Source organism: Hyphomicrobium sp. (assembly GCF_020852195.1).
GTDB lineage: Bacteria > Pseudomonadota > Alphaproteobacteria > Rhizobiales > Hyphomicrobiaceae > Hyphomicrobium_C.
Window position 1 is genome coordinate 1 of record NZ_JADZBI010000062.1, and the last position, 20,165, is coordinate 20,165.

18 protein-coding genes and 1 pseudogene are annotated in these 20,165 nt (G+C 67.9%); 10 read left to right on the top strand and 9 right to left on the bottom strand.

Annotation, left to right across the window (positions count from 1 at the left end):
• Window positions 1–840 (bottom strand): annotated as a pseudogene (locus IT540_RS04615) (hypothetical protein); the annotation flags it as partial.
• A 373-nt stretch (window positions 841–1,213) separates the two neighbouring features.
• On the opposite strand from IT540_RS04615, the gene IT540_RS04620 reads away from it, so the two are divergent.
• Window positions 1,214–1,891 (top strand): CAP domain-containing protein, encoded by a 678-nt coding sequence (locus IT540_RS04620; RefSeq protein WP_291173951.1) that lies wholly within the window; start codon window positions 1,214–1,216, stop codon window positions 1,889–1,891.
• Window positions 1,892–2,098: 207 nt separating this feature from the next.
• Here the strand turns inward: IT540_RS04620 and IT540_RS04625 are convergent, their stop codons facing one another.
• Window positions 2,099–3,118: an esterase-like activity of phytase family protein gene (locus tag IT540_RS04625; RefSeq protein ID WP_291173953.1), complete on the bottom strand. Its 1,020-nt coding sequence runs from the start codon at window positions 3,116–3,118 to the stop codon at window positions 2,099–2,101.
• Between IT540_RS04625 and IT540_RS04630 the strand changes: the two genes are divergently transcribed.
• A complete protein-coding gene (locus IT540_RS04630) occupies window positions 3,083–3,448 on the top strand; it encodes a hypothetical protein (RefSeq protein ID WP_291173955.1) in 366 nt (121 codons plus the stop codon). The genes IT540_RS04625 and IT540_RS04630 overlap by 36 nt on opposite strands.
• 133 nt (window positions 3,449–3,581) lie before the next feature.
• Here the strand turns inward: IT540_RS04630 and cobT are convergent, their stop codons facing one another.
• The 4 genes from cobT to IT540_RS04650 all read right to left on the bottom strand — a co-directional run bounded on the left by cobT (window position 3,582) and on the right by IT540_RS04650 (window position 7,624).
• Complete coding sequence (gene cobT / locus IT540_RS04635; protein ID WP_291173957.1) at window positions 3,582–5,471, bottom strand: cobaltochelatase subunit CobT; 1,890 nt, start codon at window positions 5,469–5,471, stop codon at window positions 3,582–3,584.
• The gene (locus tag IT540_RS04640; protein WP_291173959.1) at window positions 5,468–5,812 is read right to left on the bottom strand and encodes a hypothetical protein; all 345 of its coding nucleotides are present in this window, start codon (window positions 5,810–5,812) and stop codon (window positions 5,468–5,470) included. Before IT540_RS04640 ends, cobT begins: the two co-directional genes overlap by 4 nt.
• Window positions 5,813–5,828: 16 nt before the next feature.
• Window positions 5,829–6,836 carry a cobaltochelatase subunit CobS gene (cobS, locus tag IT540_RS04645; protein ID WP_291173961.1) on the bottom strand — a complete coding sequence of 336 codons (1,008 nt, stop codon included), beginning with the start codon at window positions 6,834–6,836 and terminating at the stop codon, window positions 5,829–5,831.
• Window positions 6,837–6,988: 152 nt separating this feature from the next.
• On the bottom strand, window positions 6,989–7,624 hold the full coding sequence (locus tag IT540_RS04650) for a DnaJ domain-containing protein (protein WP_291173963.1): 636 nt from the start codon (window positions 7,622–7,624) through the stop codon (window positions 6,989–6,991).
• 102 nt (window positions 7,625–7,726) lie between these two features.
• Between IT540_RS04650 and IT540_RS04655 the strand changes: the two genes are divergently transcribed.
• Window positions 7,727–8,002: a BolA family protein gene (locus IT540_RS04655; RefSeq protein ID WP_291173965.1), complete on the top strand. Its 276-nt coding sequence runs from the start codon at window positions 7,727–7,729 to the stop codon at window positions 8,000–8,002.
• Between the two features lie 304 nt (window positions 8,003–8,306).
• Here the strand turns inward: IT540_RS04655 and IT540_RS04660 are convergent, their stop codons facing one another.
• The 3 genes from IT540_RS04660 to IT540_RS04670 all read right to left on the bottom strand — a co-directional run bounded on the left by IT540_RS04660 (window position 8,307) and on the right by IT540_RS04670 (window position 11,715).
• The gene (locus IT540_RS04660; RefSeq protein ID WP_291173967.1) at window positions 8,307–9,638 is read right to left on the bottom strand and encodes an HlyC/CorC family transporter; all 1,332 of its coding nucleotides are present in this window, start codon (window positions 9,636–9,638) and stop codon (window positions 8,307–8,309) included.
• Between the two features lie 278 nt (window positions 9,639–9,916).
• Window positions 9,917–11,068, bottom strand: a complete 1,152-nt coding sequence (gene aroB / locus IT540_RS04665; protein WP_291173969.1) for a 3-dehydroquinate synthase — start codon at window positions 11,066–11,068, stop codon at window positions 9,917–9,919.
• A 47-nt stretch (window positions 11,069–11,115) separates the two neighbouring features.
• Window positions 11,116–11,715 (bottom strand): shikimate kinase, encoded by a 600-nt coding sequence (locus IT540_RS04670; RefSeq protein ID WP_291173971.1) that lies wholly within the window; start codon window positions 11,713–11,715, stop codon window positions 11,116–11,118.
• 385 nt (window positions 11,716–12,100) lie between these two features.
• On the opposite strand from IT540_RS04670, the gene IT540_RS04675 reads away from it, so the two are divergent.
• The 7 genes from IT540_RS04675 to IT540_RS04705 all read left to right on the top strand — a co-directional run bounded on the left by IT540_RS04675 (window position 12,101) and on the right by IT540_RS04705 (window position 20,074).
• Window positions 12,101–13,822 (top strand): hypothetical protein, encoded by a 1,722-nt coding sequence (locus tag IT540_RS04675; RefSeq protein ID WP_291173973.1) that lies wholly within the window; start codon window positions 12,101–12,103, stop codon window positions 13,820–13,822.
• A 289-nt stretch (window positions 13,823–14,111) separates the two neighbouring features.
• Window positions 14,112–15,056 (top strand): site-specific tyrosine recombinase XerD, encoded by a 945-nt coding sequence (locus IT540_RS04680; RefSeq protein ID WP_291173975.1) that lies wholly within the window; start codon window positions 14,112–14,114, stop codon window positions 15,054–15,056.
• A gap of 148 nt (window positions 15,057–15,204) precedes the next feature.
• Window positions 15,205–16,188, top strand: a complete 984-nt coding sequence (locus IT540_RS04685; protein ID WP_291173977.1) for an acetyl-CoA carboxylase carboxyltransferase subunit alpha — start codon at window positions 15,205–15,207, stop codon at window positions 16,186–16,188.
• A gap of 168 nt (window positions 16,189–16,356) precedes the next feature.
• On the top strand, window positions 16,357–17,361 hold the full coding sequence (locus IT540_RS04690) for a murein L,D-transpeptidase family protein (RefSeq protein ID WP_291173979.1): 1,005 nt from the start codon (window positions 16,357–16,359) through the stop codon (window positions 17,359–17,361).
• A gap of 79 nt (window positions 17,362–17,440) precedes the next feature.
• Window positions 17,441–18,274, top strand: a complete 834-nt coding sequence (locus IT540_RS04695) for a murein L,D-transpeptidase family protein (RefSeq protein ID WP_291173981.1) — start codon at window positions 17,441–17,443, stop codon at window positions 18,272–18,274.
• 154 nt (window positions 18,275–18,428) lie between these two features.
• The gene (locus tag IT540_RS04700; RefSeq protein WP_291173983.1) at window positions 18,429–19,430 is read left to right on the top strand and encodes a murein L,D-transpeptidase family protein; all 1,002 of its coding nucleotides are present in this window, start codon (window positions 18,429–18,431) and stop codon (window positions 19,428–19,430) included.
• An 80-nt stretch (window positions 19,431–19,510) separates the two neighbouring features.
• A complete protein-coding gene (locus IT540_RS04705) occupies window positions 19,511–20,074 on the top strand; it encodes a TIGR00645 family protein (RefSeq protein ID WP_291173985.1) in 564 nt (187 codons plus the stop codon).
• The last annotated feature ends 91 nt before the right edge of the window (window positions 20,075–20,165 follow it).

A 20,165-nucleotide genomic window follows, 5' to 3' on the forward strand; every position in this document is an offset into this window, starting at 1 on the left:
CGCCGGCGGCACCGGATCGTTGGCGGCGGGGCGCAGCGCGGCGGGCGCCGTGACGCGCACCGGCATGGCGGGGCGCTCGGCCTCGGGAGCGGCGTCGGCAGCACCGGCTTCGAGGGCACGCGCGCCGAGGCTGCGCAGAATGCCGGCGCGGAGCCCTTCAAGCGTCGCGTCCTTCGCGCCCGCATGCTCGACCGCGAGCTCGGCGATGAGCTTGGCGTCGGTCGGGAAAACGCGCGGGTTCTGCGAGAGCTGTCCGGCGAGCAGGCGGCCGGCCTTCGCCGACAGCGCCGAGCCCTTGCCGAAGCCCGCCTTGATGCGATTGCCGAAGGCGCGCTCGAGCGCGACGACGGCAAGCTGGGCGCGCAGCTTCGTCGGAGGGGCGTTCTTCTTGACCGAGAGTCCGAACGCCTTCTGCACGATGAGCGTGCGCAGGCCCTCGACACGGGCCAGCGGCTTCAAGCGCGCGGCGGTCTCCTTCTCGAGGCCGAGGCCCTTGGCGATCAGCGCGACGTCGCGCAGCTCCGGCCATGGCTTTGGCTCCCACGACTTCTGGCCGAGATAGCGGGCGGCGGTGAGGGCGCCGGTTTCGGTCGGCGTGAGGCGGCTTTTCGTCTCGACCGCGAGACCGTGGGCGATGAGCTGGCCCACCTCCTTCTCGGCGAGGCGGCGCCAGTCGGCCGGCGAGAGCTTGTGCGTGAAGAACGGTGCGAGATCGGCCGCCACCTCGGCGCGCGTAGCGCCGCCGGCCGCCGCCAGCCTGACCAGTATCAGATGGCCGGTCGCCGAAGCGCCTCCGCGCCGCGGCCCGGCAAGGGGAGCCCCCCTGCTTAGCGCCGACATTCCGCACGTCTCCTTCTCTGGGCTGAAGATGACGAGAAGCCGTACGCGCGAATCAGCGGCCCGATTCAGGGAGAATGAGTCAGAATGTCTTGTGATCCAAGGGATTCACGGGCACGCCGGACTCATTTTTTGTCGAGTTGCATGTGCTTGGTTCCGGATCCGGCATTTCGCCCCGTGTCTGCCCAATTGGCGACACCTTCGTTCGCAAAATGATGAACGGGCTTCGGGGGATGCAGAATTGGGGAGTCCGACTACGCCGTTCAATTCCCTCACGGACCGCCGGGGCAGCCCGGCCTTAGTGTTAACGACGAGTTAACTCCTTATTGCGATGTTGACTGTCTGTACCGCGCGTCCACCTGCGGGAGTTTAGGGAATGTATCGCGTCGCCCTTCCGGTCGTTCTGGCAGCCGCGCTCGGCCTCGGAGCATGCAGCCTCAACACGGGTGCCATCTCCTCCGGCTTCAACGATCTCGGAAGCACGGCTTCGCTCAGCCCTAGCGGCAACTCGGGCCTCACCACCACCAGTTCCATCGACCGCAGCTCGCGCTCCTCCGTGGGCGGCGCCCAGGTGGCCGCCTACACCCCCGACAAGGCGCCCAGGGGCTCGTACGAGAAGGCGCCTCCCGGCGCGCTCGCCGACCGCGACTACTCCGCGACCGCGCTCAACCCCGAGCGGGCGCGCGACCTCATCAACCAATACCGTTCCGAGCACGGGCTGAAGCCGCTACGGCTCAACGCCGCGCTGACGGACGCCGCCAAGGGGCACAGCCGCGACCTTGCGAAGTGGGACCGGATCTCGCACTACGGCTCCGACGGATCGAACCCGTGGGACCGCGTCAAGCGCACGGGCTACAAGCCGCGGCTCGCGGCCGAGAACGTCGGCACGGGGCAGATCTCGTTCAACGAAGTGCTGCGCGGCTGGAAGGAAAGCCCCGGGCACAACAAGAACCTGCTGCTCTCGGATGCGCGCGAGATGGGGCTTGCCCTGGTGCAGGATCCGAAGACCGAGTTCAAGTCGTTCTGGACGCTCGTCATCGGCACCTCGATGTAAGCGGATCTGCGCTTGGCGAGTCGCCCTCCGTATGACTCACGTGAAAAGCCGGGCCGCCTAAACTCTGACGTATCTGGATCGCGACCTGCGTCGAGATGACGTCGAGATTGGGCTGAAGTCCTCCGCAAAGAAGGCGTCACTCCGGCGAAGGCCGGAGTCCAGATACACTCGTTGTTGAACTCAACGGGTGCTTGCACGCCCCAACGATCACGGCTTCGAGGGGGCGCTCCGCGCTTTCGGCAGGTCGGTGGCGGCCGCCTCGGTCGCGGGCTCGTCGCTCAGCGTGAACTGCAACAGCATCGTGCGCTGCAGGAAGCGGTTGAAGTTGTCGTCGGACATCAGCGTGATCACCGTTTCGCCGTGCTCGTCCTCGGAGATCGCCAAGGCTTCGAGGTTGTCGATGTCCGCGTTGGCGTTGGTCGCCTCCAGCAGGATCTCGCCGGTGGCCGCTCCGCCGGGCTTGATGCCGACGGCGTCGAGAAGGCGAAGCCGGATCTTTAGGCCCTCGGTCCAGCGGAAGCGACGCTCGACCAGGAGCACGCTGCCGTCGGGAAGGCTCGCCGCGTCGGTGATGCTGTAGCCGCCGAGATCGGGAATGGTGAAGCCCCGCGGCACGCCTGAGAGCCAGATCCAGCCGCGATGCACCTTCTCCCCGCGCAGCGGGTTCTCGGCGAAGGCGACGAGGGCGCCCCTGCGCGGGCCACCGGCGAGCACGGCGAGCGCCTCGATGCCGTCGAGGCGCATGCGTGCCGCCTCTTCCGGCATCTTCAGGTAGGATGTCGGCCGGCCGATCCCGTTCCTGTCCAGCGGAAAGACGCCGATGCGGTCCGCCTGCTCGAAGGCGATGTAGACGGTGCCCTTCGCGAGCGTGCCGCCGGCAAGCGTGATCGCCTCGGCGTCGCGGTCGCGCATGCGCGTGAGCGGGCCACCCTTCAGCGTGCGGAGTCCGCCGATGCGGACGCCGCTCAGCCCTTGCGGGCGGCTGTCGTCGTCGTAGGCGAGCGCGCCGGTCATCCAGACGCCGGCGTCGGAGACGGCGACGAAGTGCTTCCCGTCCCTGCTGAGCGTCAGGCCGGACCAGCCGCCGAAGTGCGGGGAGGTGGACGTCAGCACCAGGCCGCCACGCCAGGCGAGCCTGCGGTGCAGGAGGGGGGCACCGCCACTCCGCGCGAAGCTCGCGATGGGACGGGCGTGGACCTCGATCTCCTGCGCCGCGACGCCTGCCATTTCGGGCTTCAACTGCGCGGTGGCGGCGTGCGGGCCGAGGAGTGTGGCTGCAAAGGCGAGGGCGGCGGACGCGACCGCGTGAACGCTCGTATTGCGCTTGCGGTGCCGGGTTTGCGTCCCTCCAATGTCGCAGCCATTGAAACTGGCGTGGGTGCCGGCCTGCGCCGGCATGACGTCACGTTTGGGGCGATCGGCTGCCGCATAACCAACGTCATCCCGGCGAAGGCCGGGATCCACGCAAGCCTGCCAAGTGGGAGCCGACAGCACGCGGACGCGTTGCGGCGTTCCGTCATTCCCGCCTTCGCCGGGATGACGTCGGAGGTTGGTTGATGCGGTTGCTACGAAAGCTCCGGCGCCCCATGCCCGAAGGCGGGCCAGGGACACCTGCCGGAAACGAGACGCTTGCAGGTCATTCATCGGCTTCGGGTCCGGATGGAGACAGAGGGCAGCGTCAAGGTACGTGCTAGTGTACGCGGTGCGGGCGGCCGCGGGCGCCCGGGCGGGCCGGCATCGCCTTTGGCGTCTCCTCGAACAGCTCGACGAGCTTGTCCGTCATGGCGCCGGCAAGCTCGCTCGGGTCTGAGATCGTCACCGCGCGCGCGTAGTAGCGCGTCACGTCGTGGCCGATGCCGATGGCGATCAGCTCCACCGGCGAGCGGGTCTCGATCTCCTCGATCACCTTGCGCAGATGCTGCTCCAGGTAGCTGCCGGAGTTCACCGACAGCGTCGAGTCGTCGACCGGGGCGCCGTCGGAGATCATCATCAGGATGCGCCGCTGCTCCGGACGCGCCATCAGCCGCGCATGCGCCCAGGCCAAGGCCTCGCCGTCGATGTTCTCCTTCAAGAGGCCCTCGCGCATCATGAGCGCCAGCGAGCGCTTGGCGCGGCGCCAGGGCGCGTCCGCCGTCTTGTAGATGATGTGGCGCAGGTCGTTGAGGCGGCCGGGGCTCGCCGGCTTGCCGGCGGCAAGCCAGTCCTCGCGCGACTGGCCGCCCTTCCAGGCGCGGGTCGTGAAACCCAGGATCTCCACCTTTACGCCGCATCGCTCCAACGTCCGCGCAAGAATATCGGCGCAGCAGGCCGCCACCATGATCGGCCGGCCACGCATGGAGCCCGAATTGTCGAGCAGCAATGTGACCACGGTGTCGCGAAACTCGGTGTCGCGCTCGCGCTTGAAGGAGAGCGGGTGCATGGGATCGGTGACGATGCGCGTCAGTCGTGCGGCATCGAGCGCGCCTTCCTCGAGATCGAAGTCCCAGGCGCGGCTCTGCTGGGCCAGGAGGCGGCGCTGCAGGCGGTTGGCGAGGCGCGCGACGACGCTCGCCAGCGACTTCAGCTCCTTGTCGAGGAACGTGCGCAGGCGCTCCAACTCCTCGGGGTTGGAGATGTCCTCGGCCGCCACCTCCTCGTCGTGGGAGCGCGTGTAGACCTTGTAGCCGAACGGCTCCGGGTTATCGAGGACCGACACGTTGGGCCGCCAGGGCTCCGCCGTCTCGAGACCGTCCGGCTCCTCCGCCTCGGTGTCGAACTCGTCGCGGTCGGGCGTCTCGGTCGCCTCCTCGGCCTCGCCGGCCTCGCCCTCGCTCCGTTCCTCCTCGCGCTGCTCCTCGCCGCCCTCGCCGCCCTGGTCCTCGCTCTCGGCTTCCGCCTCGCCGGCATCCGGCTGCTCCTCGGCCGTCTCCTCGGTCTCGTCCGCCTCGCCTTCGGCGAGGTCGTCCGCCATCTCGAGCGTCTTCAGGAGGTCGCGGACGAGGCGCCCGAACCCCTCCTGGTCCTCGGCGAGGCCTCTCATGCGGCGGAACACGCCCTCCGCCCGCTCCTCGATGTGCGGACGCCAGAGGTCGACCACGGCGCGCGCTGACTCGGGCGGCGCGCGCCCCGTCAGGCGCTCGCGCACGAGCAGCGCCAGCGCGCTGCCGATCGGCGCGTCATTGCGGTCCGTGATGCGCTCGAAGCGGCCATGGGCGAACTCGTCCTCGCACTTGGCGGCGAGATTGTCGGCCATGCCGCTCATGCGGTTGGCGCCGAGCGCCTCGACGCGGGCGCGCTCCATGGCCTCGAACACCTCGCGCGCAGGCCCCGCGGCCGGTGCGAGGCGGCGGTGCACGGCGTCGTCGTGGCAGGCGGCGGTGAGGGCCAAGCTGTCCGCCCAACCGCGCAGGACGGCGATCTCGGCGCGGGTCGGCATGCGCGACGGCTCGGCAAGGCGCACGTGCTTGCCTTCGAGCGCGGGCTTGGTCGGGCCGTAGCTGACATCGATCTCGGGATCGCCGGCGCCGGCGCGCACGGTCAGCCCCAGCACGCGCTTCAGCGGCTCGGAGGGCGTCTCGCGGCGTTTCGGGCTCTGCGTCATCGCGCGCGATCCATATGCTGGCGCCGGACGAGGCGCCGCCACTCGCGGTCCTCCACCTGCTCGCGGGCATCGAGGTTGCCCTGGCGGATCTTGAGGAGGCCGAGCAGAACGCCGAGCAGCCCGCCGGCCGCGGCACCGATGCCGGTGCTCACCGATTCCGGGCTGCCGGGCGCCGCCACGTTCCAGAGGATGGCGAGCACCACGGAGCCGAGCAGCGCGCCGACCGCGGCCAGCAGGGCGCAGAACAGCGCAGCGCCGCGGGCCCCCGTGTATCCGGCGGCGGCCAAAGCTTCCCGGCGCTCGCGGTCGTCGTCCATGACCGGCAGGCTCGCAGGCCCCATGTCAGACACGTTGCACTCAGCCCAGGGCGACGTTGGCGGCGCTCTCGGGCAGCTCCTCGCCGAACGAGCGCTGGTAGAACTCGGCCACCAGCGGACGCTCGAGCTCGTCGCACTTGTTGAGGAACGTCAGGCGGAAGGCGAAGCCGACGTCGCCGAAGATCTCTGCGTTCTCGGCCCACGTCATCACCGTGCGCGGGCTCATCACCGTCGACAGGTCACCGTTGATGAACGACTGACGCGTGAGGTCGGCGACGCGCACCATGGCGGAGACGACCTTGCGCTTGGCCTCGGACTTGTTCCAGCTCTTGACCTTGGACAGAACGATCTTCGCCTCGTCGTCGTGCGGCAGGTAGTTGAGGGTCGCGACGATGGACCAGCGGTCCATCTGGCCTTGGTTGATCTGCTGCGTGCCGTGGTAGAGGCCGCTCGTGTCGCCAAGCCCGATGGTGTTCGTGGTCGCGAACAGGCGGAACGCCGGATGCGGGCGGATCACCTTCGACTGGTCGAGCAGCGTCAGCTTGCCCGAGACCTCGAGCACGCGCTGGATGACGAACATCACGTCGGGGCGGCCGGCGTCGTACTCGTCGAACACCAGCGCCGTGTTGGTCTGCAGCGCGTAGGGCAGGATGCCCTCGCGAAACTCCGTCACCTGCTTGCCGTCCTTGAGCACGATCGCATCCTTGCCGACGAGATCGATGCGCGAGACGTGGCTGTCGAGGTTGACGCGGATGCACGGCCAGTTGAGGCGCGCGGCCACCTGCTCGATATGGGTCGACTTGCCGGTGCCGTGATAGCCCTGGATCATCACGCGCCGGTTGAACTTGAAGCCGGCGAGGATGGCGAGCGTCACCTCTCGGTTGAAGAGGTAGTCCGGATCGAGATCCGGGACATGCTCGTCCGCCTTGGAGTACGCCGGCACCTCGAGGTCGGAGTCGATCCCGAAGACCTGGCGGACGGAGAGTTTCATGTCCGGGAGCCCGGGAGTCGGGGCCGGAGACGTAGCCGTAGAGGATTGCGCGCGCATTGAGACCTGTTTCGGGCAAGGAAGCGCATCCGAAGAGCGCCCCCGGTGGGCTCACGGTTCCGTGTCCGTCGCAAGGACACCACCCGCAAGGGATTATGACAAGGCTTCGCCCTCCCCAGCGCTGCCCGCGAAAAAGCGGGCTGCACCGTGGCTCAGACGAGGCCCGCTTTCTTCAGATAGTTATAGGCTTGGATAATTTCGCGCAACGTATCCGCGGAGCGCGTATCGCCGCCGTTCGAATCCGGGTGGTGACGCTTCACCAACTCCTTGAAACGCGCCTTGATTTCGGGCTTCGAGGCGGTTTCGGGCAGGTGCAGCGCCTCGAGCGACTTCTTCTCGATGGGCTTCAGGACGCGCCGGCTCACGATGGGCTCCTCGCGCGCCTGGCGGGCCCGCTCGGCGAACAGCCCGTGCGGGTCGTGGGCGCGGAAGCCGCCCGTGCCCGCGCCGCCCGCACCCGACTGGCGGGCGCTGGTGCCGTGCGCCCAGGAATTGACGCCGACCTTCCAGGTCGGGCGGTGGCCGGTCATGGCATCCTTCTGGAAGTCGCTGACCTCGGCATCGCTCATGCCGTCGAAATAGTTGTAGGCGGCGTTGTACTCGCGGACGTGATCCACGCAGAAGGCGAAATACTCGCCGTCGCGGCCGCGACCTTTGGGCGCGCGGTGGGGCGCGGGGCGGTCACACCCCTTCCACTGGCAGCGCGGATGCTTCTCCTCGGCCCCCTTGTCCGCCTCTCGCTTCGGCGCAACCCGGATCGAATCGAAGTATTTGGAATTGAGCTTCATGACCTAGATTATGGTCCGCCGGTCGCGGCCAGACAAGACGCCCGAGTGCGTACGTCGAGAACACCGCAGGGGCACTTTCGTTGTATGGACGGAGAATGCGATATGTCAGCCGAGCAACGGTTGCGCGAAAAGCTCATGATTGCGCTCGAGCCCATACGGCTGGACATTGTCAACGAAAGCGAGCTGCACGCGGGGCACCGCTCGTCGCCGGGAACGGGCGAGAGCCATTTCCGCATCCTCATCGTCTCGCCGATGTTCACGGGCGTCTCGCGCGTGGGGCGCCACCGCATGGTCAACGACGTGATCGCCGAGGAACTCAACGGCGGCATTCACGCGCTCGCGCTCTCGACCTATGCGCCGGGCGAGCCGGTGGCGTAGTGCTGCAATATTCCTCGATGGTGGGTGCCGAGCGGCGCCCCCTCGCCGATTTCCGGCGCGACCTTATTCCTGTTGCGAAATACTTGCGTGGGTCCCGACCTTCGCCGGGATGACGTCAGATGTAGGCTGACGGCGTCCGCACAACAAACGTCATCCCGACGCAGGTCGGGATCCACGTCAGCTCACGCAAACACAACGCCGGCAGGATCCTCGCGCGCCGGCGCAACTCGGAATGAATCTTCTCCGGCATGGCGCAGGTGGTTCGCAAAATCTTTGTACAGGCCCAGCAGGGACAAGCGAGGAATCAGCGCGTGTCGCCCGTGCGGACGAGGCGGGTCGATGATTGCGGGCGCGTGCGGGTCTCGTCGTAGCCTTCGAGGCGCTTGATGCGCACCGCCGCGATCTTGTTGCGGCTGCGGCGCAGAATCTCCATGCGGTAGCCGTAGAAAGTGAATACCTGACCGGGCTCGGGGATCATCTGCGCCTCGTGCACGACGAGACCGGCGATGGTCGTCGCCTCGTCCTCCGGGAGGTTCCATTCCATGTGACGGTTCAAGTCGCGGATTGGCACAGTGCCGTCGACGTTGACGGTGCCGTCCGCCTGCGGACGGATGTGCAGCTCGGACGTGTCGTGCTCGTCGGCGATCTGGCCGACGATCTCCTCCAGGATGTCCTCGAGCGTGATCAGCCCCTGCACCTCGCCGTACTCGTCGACGACCATGGCCATCTGCGCCTTGCGCTTCAGGAACTGGGCGAGCTGATCCTTGAGCGTCGTGGTATCGGGCACGAACCAGGGCGTCGCCGCGATGCTCATGATGTCGAGCTTGCTCACGTCCCAGTTGGACGCGGCGAGCGCACCCAAGAGATCCTTGGTGTTCAAGAGACCGACGATGTTCTCCGGCTCGTCCTTCCAGATGGGGACGCGCGTGTACTGGGAGCGCAGCACCTCGTCGATGATCTCCTGCGGGCTGTCGGCGACGTCGAAGGTCTCCATCTTGGTGCGATGGATCATGATGTCGGACACCTGCAGCTCGCCGAGATCGAGCACGCCGCCCAGCATGTGCGCATCGTGGCGGGCCACCGCGCCTTCCTTGGTCTGCAGATCGATGGCGCCGCGGATCTCCGCGCGCGCGGCCAGGATGTTGGCCTCGTCGTCCTTGGTCGACGGCGTGAAGGAGAGGATCCAGCGCACGATCAGCTCGATGGCGCGCGTCGCGGGCTCGAGGATCACGACCAGCACGCGCATGATGGGCGCAACGAACAGGGCGACACGCTCGGAATAGGCGAGCGCGTAGGTCTTCGGCAGCACGGCGGCGAAGATCACGATCAGGATGGTGACAATGCCGGTGGCGTAGATGACGCCGACCTCGCCCACGAGGCGGATGGCGAGGGCGGAGGCGAGGCCCGCGGCGAGCACGTCGACCAGCGTGTTGCCGATGAGCACGGCGCCGATCAGCTTCTCGGGGGAGGCCAGCAGGCGGTTGACGAGCTTCGCCTTGGCGTTGCCATCCTGGTCCAGTGCATGGATGCGCGCCCGCGAGGCGGCCGTGAGGCCGGTCTCGCTCATGTTGAAGAAGGCGCTCATGGCGATCAGCAGGACGATCGCCGCGATCAGGAGTCCGATTTCGAGAGACATGGGTCTACCAGGGGTTGGCCAGCGCCGGCCATATTAGGGGCTCGTGCGCCCATTTCGAAGCGCGTGTTGCCGCGTGCGGAGACTGTGAAGCGTTTCGAGCTTGCTCAGCCCTTGCTCATACGTATCTGGATCCCGGCCTCCGCCGGGATGACGGCGTTCGTGTGAGGACCGATTTGCCAGAAAATTCTCCGTCACACCGGCGGAGGCCGGTGCCCAGGCACGCCTCAAATTGGGTAGGACGTCTCCTCCGCGCCCTGTGGGCGAATGGTCCGGGCAATTTATTCCGAAGCGATCTCGCGGGCGAGGAAGGCGCGTACCTGGGCTTCGTCGATGTCACGCGAGATGAACGCCTCGCCGATGCAGCGCACGAGGATGAAGGTCAGGCGTCCGTCGCGCACCTTCTTGTCCTGGCCCATCAGGCGGACAAGCTCGTCCGCGTCTGCCTTGCCGCCCGGGATGTCGGAGAGCTTGGTCGGCAGGCCGACAGCCTGGATGTGGCGCGTGACACGCTCGGCCGTCCCTGCAGGGCAGAGGCCGAGGCTTTCGGAGAAGCGGAAGGCGAGGCACATGCCGATGGCGACACCCTCGCCGTGCAGCAGGCGGTCGGTGTAGCCGGTCCAGGCCTCGAGCGCGTGGCCGAAGGTGTGGCCGAGGTTCAGGAGCGCGCGGTCGCCGGTCTCGTGCTCGTCGCGCGCGACGATGGCGGCCTTGGCCTTGACGCTTACCTCGATGGCCGTCACCAGCGTCTCCTGGTCGAAGGAGAAGATGCCGTCGCAGGCCTGCTCCAGCCAGCCGAAGAAGCCCGCGTCGCCGAGGAGGCCGTATTTCGCCACCTCGGCATAGCCGGCGCGCATCTCGCGCACGGGAAGCGTCTTCAGGACGTCGGTGTCGGCGATGACCAGCGCGGGCTGGTGGAAGACGCCGATCAGGTTCTTGCCCTGGGGCGTGTTGATGCCGGTCTTGCCGCCGACGGAGCTGTCCACCTGGGCGAGAAGCGTGGTCGGAATCTGCACGAAGCGGACGCCGCGGCGCAGGATGCCGGCCGCGAAGCCGGCGAGGTCGCCAATCACGCCGCCGCCGAAGGCGACCACGAGGTCGCCGCGCTCGAGGCCCAACTCGAGCAGGCGCTCGCAGAGCGGACCCAGCGCGGCGAAGCTCTTGGTCGGCTCGCCGGCCGGAAGCACGATCGAGCCCTTGAAGCGGCCTTCCGCCTTGAGGCTTGCCTCCAGCGCCGCGAGGTGATGGCGCGCCACATTCTCATCGGTGACGATGCCGCACCGCGCCTTGCCCAGGCGTCCGGCGACGAGGCGGCCCGCCTCCGCCAGGAGATCGGGGCCGATCAGCACGTCGTAGGCCCGGCCGCCCAGCGGGACGGGAACCGTGCGGGCGGCACGGGTCGTCGCGGCGAGGGAATGGGCGAGGGTCGGCATTCAGCTCATCTTTTTCTTCGGGGGCCGGCTTTCAAGGGGCAGACGTATCAGATCGAGGTCGGTTGCGCCAATGCCGGATGCCGTGCGAGGGAGGCCACGATCTCGGTTACGATGCCGTCATGGGGTACGTCGCGGCTCTCGACGGTCAGATCCGCCTCGGCATAGATCGGATAGCGCGTCGCCATCAGCGTCCGCATGACCTGCTCGGGGTCGGAGCCCTTGAGCAGCGGGCGGGTGTCGCGCTTTCCCACGCGGCGCATGAGCACCGGCAGCTCGGCGCGCAGCCAGATCGAGATGCCTGCCTCGCGGATCTTCTGGCGCGTCTCGGGCGTGATGAACGCGCCGCCGCCCGTGGCCAGCACCTGCGGCCCGCCGCCGAGCAGGCGGGCGATCACCTTCGCCTCCCGGTCACGGAAAAAGGCCTCGCCATGGTCGGCGAAGATCTCGCTGATGGACTTCTGCGCGACGCGCTCGATCTCCTCGTCGGCATCGATGAAGGGCAGGCCGAGCCGCGTGGCAAGGCGCCGGCCGATCGACGACTTTCCGCAGCCCATCAGACCGACGAGCACCAGCGAGCGCCGCCCCAGCGCCTGGCGCACCTTCTCGACGATGTCCTTGTCCTGCTCCATGCTTCGACCGGGTTCCATCGGACTGTCTTACGCGCGGGCACCTAAGGCGGATTGCGGATCGGCATCTTCGGCCCGGTCCCTCATACTGCAATTTCCCTCCCGGAGGCGAGCCGATTGCCGTCCGAGGCGGGCTATTCTTTCTCCTACGGTAAGGATTGATCAGTCATAATCGCGCCACGTTGGATCGGGACATACCTAGCTTTCGCGTCCCTCCCCCGTCGGGCGCCTCATCCGAGCTCTTTCCATCGATGCCGAGCCTTTTCCGTTTCCTTGTCACAGCCGGGTCGCTGGTGGCGCTAGTCTCAACGGGATTGTACGTTCTGGCCCACCAGTTCGAGCCCGAGCAGCACGAGGTGGTCAAGGTGGTGCCGGGGGTCAAGGTTCGAAAACCCGAAGCAAGCCCATGACCGGCAGGCCGCACGTGCCTCGTGTCGCTCCCGCTCTTCGCCAGGCTCTCGCCGCCTTAACGATTTGGCTCACGGCATCCGCCGCGCTGGCTCAGGCGTGGAACCCCTCCGACGAGGGCGTCAACCGCGAGGAGCTGGCGCCTCCTGTTGCCTATGAGGAGCGGGGCCGCGGCGTGATCCGCGAGGAGCTCGACCCGGTGATGGCGGCGGACGGCTCGGGCCTGCCGCACGAGCTCTGGAACGGGCTTTCCGCCGAGCAGTTCGCCCAGGCCATCACAGCGCTCGAACTGCCGCCGCGATCGCCGGCGCTCCACGTGCTCTGGCGGCGGCTCATCGGCTCGGACACGGTGCCGGCCACCGGAGCGGACGGGGCGCGTTTCACGGCGCTGCGCGTCGAGGCGCTCAACCAGTCCGGGCTGATCGACGAGGCCGCGGCGGTGCTGGCGCGCGATCCGGCCGCGGACAGCGATCCCCTGCTGCTCGCCCTCACGGCGGCGAGCGAAATCGGCCTCGGCAATATGGAGCGCGGTTGCGAGATCGGTCGCGGCCTCCTGTCCCGAGGGTCCGAGCTGCCGAAGCCGATCCAGGCGGACATCATTCTGATCAACGGCATCTGCTCGGCCGCCCGCGGCGACACGGCCGCCGCCGCGATCCAGGCGGGGCTGATGCGCGAGCTCGATCTCGGCGGCGCGGGCGCGGATCTGCTCGACGCCGTGGCGGGAGGGCTCAAGCCCGAGATACCGGCCGGCACGAAGCTCTCGCTCATCGACTATCGCATCATCGCGCTCGGCGGCGAGCCCGACCGGACGAAGCTCGTCACGGCGGCATCGCCGGCGCTGCTCGCCGGGCTCGCGCACGATCCACGCGTCGCGCCCGACCTGCGGCTCGCGGCGGGCGAGGCGGCGGTGAAGCTCAACGCGATTCCGGCCGAGGATCTGGCGCCGCTCTACCGGGCAGAAGGCGCGGGCGGCGATGTCGGCACCATCGAGCGCGCGGGGCTTTTCAAATCGGCGGAGCGCGAGCAGACGCCGCTCAAGAAAACGCGCCTGATCCGCGCCTTCCTGGACGAAGCGCGGCGGGCGGGCCTCTACTGGCAGGCGCTGCAGCTCATGGCAGGCCCCACGCAGGCCTTGGAGCCTGTTCCCGAGATCGGCTGGTTCGCGGAGACGGGCGTCGAGGTCAACCTCGCCAGCGGCGACTACGAGGCGGCGCGCCGCTGGGCGGCCTTCATCGACGCGCCCTATACGGCGAACCGTCCGTCCGACCCCCTCGCGCACTGGATCGCGCTTGCCGACATTGCCGATCCGGCGGTGACGTCCGGGTTCGGGCGCAGCCTCGGCGCGGTCGAGGGGCTTGCGCTCAACGGCCGTTTCGATCCGGCCGTCCTGCACCGGCTGGTGACCGTGCTCGATGCGCTCAACATCGACGTGCCGATGACGCTCTGGGATCTCGCCGGCCGATCGCCGCAGCCAGCGGGCGGGCATCTGCCGGACACGGGCGTGCTGTCGGAGCTGGCGGAGGCCTCGCAGAAAAAGCACTTCGGACGCACCGTGCTACTGGTCATGCGCACCATCGGTCCGCAGGGCGCGGACGGCGCGCACATGATCGCGCTCGGGGATTCGCTGCGCGCGCTGAACCGCGCGGGGCTCGCGCCGGATGCGCGCCGCCTCGCGCTCGAGGCCTTGCTGCCGGCCTGGCCGCGCACGGTGAGCCAATGAGTGCGGCCATGAAAATCACCGCCCTGTTGGAGGTTGCGCTGTCGCACGAGGATCCTGCCGGCGCGGCGTGTGTGGAAGCTGGCGTGGATCCCGACCTGGGTCGGGATGACGTTTGTTGTGTTGATGCTGTCATCCTCCTTTCGACGTCATCCCGGCGAAGTCCGGGACCCACGCAAGTCTCCTTCTTCGCGACGCCGAAGAGTTGCAGCGGACACATCCCGACGAATCCGTCTGGAATTTCACAAACAGCGTCGAGGCGCGCGGCAGCCTGCTTCCTATGGGGCGCGCGATGAGTGACGAACAGAGGCACATCGCGGCGTTCCTCGAGATGATGGCGGCGGAAAAGGGCGCGGCGGCGAACACGCTCGATGCCTATCGGCGCGACCTCGCCGACTACACCGCGGTCCTCGGCCGCGCGGGCGTCGCTATCGCCGGGGCGCGCAAGGCGGACGTGTCGCGCTATCTGCAGGCGCTCTCGGTGGCAGGACTCAAGCCTGCATCGCGCGCGCGCCGGCTCTCGTCCGTGCGCCAGCTCTACAAGTTCCTCGAGGCGGAAGGCGCCGTGCGCGAAAGCCCGGCCGAGGGCATTGCCGCGCCCGGCAAGGCGCGTGCACTGCCGAAGACGCTTTCGGTCGACGAGGTGGACCGGCTGATCGCGACGGCCGCGCAGGCCACCGAGGGCCTGAGCGGGCGCGACCTCGTGCGCGCCGTGCGCCACCATTGCCTCGTCGAGATGCTCTATGCCACGGGCATGCGCGTCTCGGAGCTCGTCTCGCTGCCGCGCAGCGTGCTCAAGGGCGACCCGCGCCTGCTCACGATCCGCGGCAAGGGCGGCCGCGAGCGGCTGGTGCCGCTCAACTCAGGCGCGCGCGCCGCGCTCCAGCGCTATCTCTCGCTCGGGACGGCGCCCGAGGACGGCGTGGCGCCGATGATCGCCACCCGCGACCTGTTCCCTTCCCGCAGTGAGGGCGGGCACCTCACGCGACAGCGCTTCGCGCAGGACCTCAAAGAGACGGCGCTCGCCACCGGCCTCGACCCCGAGCGCGTCTCGCCGCACGTGCTGCGCCATGCCTTCGCCAGCCATCTCCTGGACCGGGGGGCGGACCTCAGGAGCGTGCAGAGCCTGCTCGGGCATGCCGACATCTCGACCACGGAAATCTACACCCACGTGCTTGAGGAGCGCCTGAAACGGCTCGTTACGGAGCACCATCCGCTGGCCAAAAAGGTGCCCTAGAGCCCCGGATATGCTCAGGCGCGCGGGAGCCGTTTACGAACAATCGCGCGGGGGTTGACAGAAAATCTGTGGCAGGGGCAACGTGCCCCCGACTTGTCGGATCCCCCGACCGAACGCCGCCCTTGTCGCGGCAGGATGAGGCCTTCCCTTGGAACCCACGAAGCCCGACCGCCCGATCGCCGTCCGCACCTACCTCGATTTCGAAAAGCCGATCGCCGAGCTCGAAAGCAAAGTCTCGGAGCTCAAGGCGCTGGAAGGCGATGAGGGCGTGTCGATCTCGGATGAGATCAAGAAGCTCGAGCAGAAGGCCAAGGCGGCGCTCGTCGACACCTACGGAAAGCTCACGCCGTGGCAGAAGACGCAGGTGGCGCGCCATCCCGACCGGCCGCACTGCCTCGACTACGTCGCCGCCCTGATCGAGGATTTCACGCCGCTCGCGGGCGACCGCTATTTCTCCGAGGACGAAGCGGTCATGGGCGGCCTCGGCCGCTTCCGCGGGCGTCCTGTGGTCATCATCGGGCACGAGAAGGGATCTGACACCGAAGGGCGCATCCGGCACAACTTCGGCATGGCCCGCCCCGAAGGCTACCGCAAGGCGGTGCGCCTCATGGAGATGGCCGACAAGTTCAACCTGCCGGTGATCACGCTCGTCGACACGGCGGGCGCCTATCCCGGCATCGGCGCCGAGGAGCGCGGGCAGGCCGAGGCCATCGCACGCTCGACCGACAAGTGCCTCGAGATCGGCGTGCCCATCATCGCCCTCGTGATCGGCGAGGGCGGCTCGGGCGGCGCCATCGCCATTGCGGCCGCCAACAAGATCCTGATGCTCGAGCACGCGATTTATACGGTCGCCTCGCCGGAGGCCGCCGCCTCGATCCTCTGGCGCGATTCGTCGAAGGCCATCGATGCCGCCACCAACATGAAGATCACGGCCCAGGATCTCGACACGCTCGGCGTGATCGACGTCATCATCCGCGAGCCTGTGGGTGGCGCTCACCGGGACCGGGCGCTGGCGATTCAGACCGCGGGCGACGCCATCGCCAAGGCGCTGTCCGAGTTCGACGGCAGATCTCCGGTCGAAATCAGGCGCTTGCGCCACGACCGCTTCCTCAACATCGGGCGCCAGTTGTAGGGGCGGTTATCCCCGCAGTGTTTCCTTGCGGCCGCATCGGCGCCGTATTCGCGGGCGACAACTTGACAATCAGCGCGTGCACTGAAAACTTTGAGGAAATCCGTAACGTTAATGAAATCTTTACGGGTACGGTCGGATGGTCGTTCGTATGCGCCAGGGGGAAAGCGTGTGCGTTTAAACATCCTCGCTGACAGCTTCATCTCTCGTCTCAAGCTCGCGCTTGCGACCGGGCTCGCATGCTTTTTGCTCGCGGCCTGCTCGAGCGCGCCCGAGCTGCTGCCGCCCTCCGAGCAGCCGCTGACCGCCGAGACCGTCTCGCTGCTCGGCAAGAAGGGCATGAACACGGGCGCGCCGATCTTCATCCGCGTGTTCAAGGAGGAGTCGGAGCTCGAGGTGTGGAAGATGCGCGACGACGGGCGCTTCTACCACTTCAAGACCTACCCGATCTGCAACTGGTCGGGCGAGCTCGGGCCGAAGCTCAAGAACGGCGACAAGCAGGCGCCGGAGGGCTTCTACACGATCTCCGAAAACCAGATGAACCCGAACTCCAAGTACTACCTGGCGTTCAACCTCGGCTACCCCAACGCCTACGACCGTGCGCACGGACGCACGGGCGAGGCGCTGATGATCCACGGCAAGTGCAAGTCTGCCGGCTGCTACGCCATGACGGACGCGCTCGCGGAGGAGATCTATGCGCTGGCGCGCGATGCCTTTCGCAGCGGTCAGACGAGCTTCGAGGTGCATGCGTTCCCGTTCCGCATGACGCAGGAGAAGCTCGACCGCTTTAAGAAGCACAAGTGGTACGCGTTCTGGAAGACGCTCAAGGAAGGCTACGACTTCTTCGAGGCCAACCGCATTCCACCGGCAGTCGCCGTCTGCGAGCGCCGCTACGTGGTCAACGCGGTGCTGACTGCGCCGCAGGCGGTCGATCCCAACGGCCGCTGCCCGCGCTTCCTGCGCCCGCAGCTACAGCCGTTCTCGCCGCGGCCCGCGGAGTGGCAGCTCGCGTCCGAGCGCGTCACCGTGCCGGGGCCGAAGACCCGCGAAGCGACGGAGGTCCTGGCGACAACCGTCAAGTCGCAAGAGGTTTACACGGCGACCACCGGGTTCGGGTCCGTTCCGACCCTCAGCGGCATGCCGCCCGGCGCTTCCGCGCTCGGCTACAATCCATAGCGTGGACGTGAGCCGGCGGCGCACCTCGCAATCAAAGTCTCCATCCGAGCGGTCGGCCCGCCGGCGGATCCTTCCGCGTGTGCTGGGCCTCCTTGCGCTCGCCACGATCGCCGTGTCGATCTCGGCCGCGATCTTCGCGCTGGCGCGGCCGGTCGAGGCGGAGCGCGCGTGGATCGGCATCGAGCGGCACTGGCGCTCCGCTCTCGCCCGCTCCGGCATGACCCTGCCGGGTACGCCCGACCTTGCCGATCTCGACGGACGGCTCGCCGCGCACGGGCTCAAGGTCGGCGACCCGATCTTCATGCGCATCTTCAAGCGCGAGTTCGAGCTCGAGCTCTGGATGCTGCGCGACGGCCGTTTCCATCGCTTCGTGACCTACCCTATCTGCAAGTGGTCGGGCGAGCTCGGGCCCAAGATCAAGACGGGCGACCGGCAGGCGCCGGAGGGCTTCTACACGGTCGATGCGACGGCGCTCAATCCGAAGAGCGCGTGGCACCGCTCGTTCAACCTCGGCTTTCCCAATACCTACGACCGGGCCTTCGGGCGCACGGGCTCGTTCCTCATGGTGCACGGCGGCTGCGGCTCCATCGGCTGCTATGCCATGACCAATCCGGTGATCGACGAGATCTGGCGCCTCGTCACTGCGGCCCTCAGCGGCGGCCAGCAACGCTTCCAGGTACAGGTGTTCCCGTTCCGCATGACGGAGCGCAACCTCGCGCGCCACGCCGGCTCGCCGCTGGCCGACTTCTGGGCGGGCCTGAAGCCGGGCTACGACCTGTTCGAGGCGAGCCAGATCCCGCCCAAGGTCTCGGTCTGCGGCAAGCGCTATGCCTTCGCGCCCGGAGCGGAAGGCTCGAACGGCGCGGCGCCAATCGAGGCCGGGTGCCCGGCCGGCGCACCCGCGGGCTCCTGAGTGGAGCTGTCCGAGTTTTCCACATCCGCCCCGGTGAACTGTGGCCGGCTGGATGCGCCCTCAATGCCGAATTATCGATAAAGGGACGCCGGGGTTTCGCCGTGCGGGCCGCCGTGCTTTCAATTGACCCACGTCCTCTCAAGTGGTGGGTGACATGTCTGGCGTGACGCCGGGATGGAGACGGTTTGTGGCGCGGCTGGCGGCCGGCGCCGGCCTTGCCGCCGGCTCGATGCTGGCGGCGCAGGGTGCGGGCGCGATCACCATCGAGCTCAAGGACGTGGCGGCGGACCGCATCGAGCGGCAGCGCGCCGCCGTGGAGGGCCGCCTGCCGCTGGCCAACACGCCGGACGTCGCGCGCTTCGAGCAGCGCCTCGCGGAGGGCGGTTTCAAATCCGGCGCACCGATGCTGATGCGCATCTTCAAGGAGCAGAGCGAGCTCGAGATCTGGCTTGAGAAGGGCGACCGCTTCCATCTGTTCGCGACCTACCCGATCTGCCACTGGTCGGGCACGCTCGGCCCCAAGCTGCGCGAGGGCGACAAGCAGACGCCGGAAGGCTTCTACACCATCAACAACCGCCAGATGCGCCATTTCGGCCGCTGGACCCGCGCCATCAACCTCGGCTTCCCCAACGCGTTCGACCGCGCGCACAACCGCGACGGCTCCTACATCCTGATGCACGGCGGCTGCTCGTCGGTCGGCTGCTTCGCCATGACTAATCCCGTCATCGGCGAGATCTACGGGCTCGCCAACGCGGCAATCCGCGGCGGTCAACGCCATGTGCCCGTGCATGTGTTTCCGTTCCGCATGACGGATCAGGCGCTCGCGGCCCGCGCGCAGAGCCCCTGGCACGGCTTCTGGTCATCGCTGCAGGCGGGCTACATCTCGTTCGAGCGCACCGGGCGGCCGCCGCGCGTCAGCGTGTGCGAGGGCCAGTACCGCATCGAGGACGCGTTGCCGAAGACGGCCAAGGCCGAGGAGGGCGCCCCCGATCAGAAGCGCCAACGCGGGAAGTCCTCGCGTAGCGACATGATGCTGGGCGCCCTCCGCGTCGGCTGCCCGGCGCCGGTTGTGGTCACGGCCGAGGGCAAGGACTCGTCCACCGCCGCGACATCCGACCGCACGTCGCTCGACAGCCAGCCCGTGAAACAGCGCTGAAGCAGGGGCTCGCTTGCCGCGCCGGCTCAGCGCATGCGATACACCCCTCGTTCAGGAGCAATCACGAGGGAGGAGCCCGCATGCGGGACTCGCTTGCCGGCAAACTCGAGAAGGGCCTCGAGACGGCTGTTTTCGCCAGCCGCTGGATCTTGGCGCCGTTCTATCTCGGCCTTGCCGTCTCCCTGTTCATCGTGCTCATCAAGTTCATGGGCGAACTCTTCCACCTCGCCTCGCACGCCTTCTCGTCCACCGAGAGCGAGGTGATCCTCGGCGTGCTGGCGCTGGTGGATCTCACGCTCACCGGCTCGCTGCTGATCATCGTCATCTTCTCGGGCTACGAGAACTTCGTCTCGAAGATCGACCACAGCGAACATCGCGACTGGCCGGAATGGATGGGCACCATCGATTTCTCGGGGCTCAAGCTCAAGCTGCTGTCCTCGATCGTCGCCATCTCGGCCATTCAGCTCCTAAAGCAGTTCATGTCGATCCAGAACGTGTCCGAGCGCGAGATCTTCTGGCTCGTGGTCGTGCACGTGGTGTTCGTGGTGTCGAGCGTGCTCTTGGCGCTCTCCGACCGCATCGCCGGGCACGGCAACGGGCATGGGGCGTCCGCGACCGGCGAGGCGGAGAAACCCGGACATTGAGCGGGGCGCTTCGCGCGCTCTCACGCGTTGGCTGCGGCCGAGCCTACCCCACGGAACGTCGCGTTCGCGGAGACTGGCGTGGGTGCCCGCC

Coding starts and splice junctions, on each gene's coding strand:
- IT540_RS04620 (WP_291173951.1), top strand. CDS start 1,214: ATGTATCGCGTCGCCCTTCCGGTCGTTCTGGCAGCCGCGCTCGGCCTC.
- IT540_RS04625 (WP_291173953.1), bottom strand. CDS start 3,118: ATGGCAGGCGTCGCGGCGCAGGAGATCGAGGTCCACGCCCGTCCCATC.
- cobT (WP_291173957.1), bottom strand. CDS start 5,471: ATGACGCAGAGCCCGAAACGCCGCGAGACGCCCTCCGAGCCGCTGAAG.
- IT540_RS04640 (WP_291173959.1), bottom strand. CDS start 5,812: ATGGGGCCTGCGAGCCTGCCGGTCATGGACGACGACCGCGAGCGCCGG.
- cobS (WP_291173961.1), bottom strand. CDS start 6,836: ATGCGCGCGCAATCCTCTACGGCTACGTCTCCGGCCCCGACTCCCGGG.
- IT540_RS04650 (WP_291173963.1), bottom strand. CDS start 7,624: ATGAAGCTCAATTCCAAATACTTCGATTCGATCCGGGTTGCGCCGAAG.
- IT540_RS04655 (WP_291173965.1), top strand. CDS start 7,727: ATGTCAGCCGAGCAACGGTTGCGCGAAAAGCTCATGATTGCGCTCGAG.
- IT540_RS04660 (WP_291173967.1), bottom strand. CDS start 9,638: ATGTCTCTCGAAATCGGACTCCTGATCGCGGCGATCGTCCTGCTGATC.
- aroB (WP_291173969.1), bottom strand. CDS start 11,068: ATGCCGACCCTCGCCCATTCCCTCGCCGCGACGACCCGTGCCGCCCGC.
- IT540_RS04670 (WP_291173971.1), bottom strand. CDS start 11,715: ATGGAACCCGGTCGAAGCATGGAGCAGGACAAGGACATCGTCGAGAAG.
- IT540_RS04675 (WP_291173973.1), top strand. CDS start 12,101: ATGACCGGCAGGCCGCACGTGCCTCGTGTCGCTCCCGCTCTTCGCCAG.
- IT540_RS04680 (WP_291173975.1), top strand. CDS start 14,112: ATGAGTGACGAACAGAGGCACATCGCGGCGTTCCTCGAGATGATGGCG.
- IT540_RS04700 (WP_291173983.1), top strand. CDS start 18,429: ATGTCTGGCGTGACGCCGGGATGGAGACGGTTTGTGGCGCGGCTGGCG.
- IT540_RS04705 (WP_291173985.1), top strand. CDS start 19,511: ATGCGGGACTCGCTTGCCGGCAAACTCGAGAAGGGCCTCGAGACGGCT.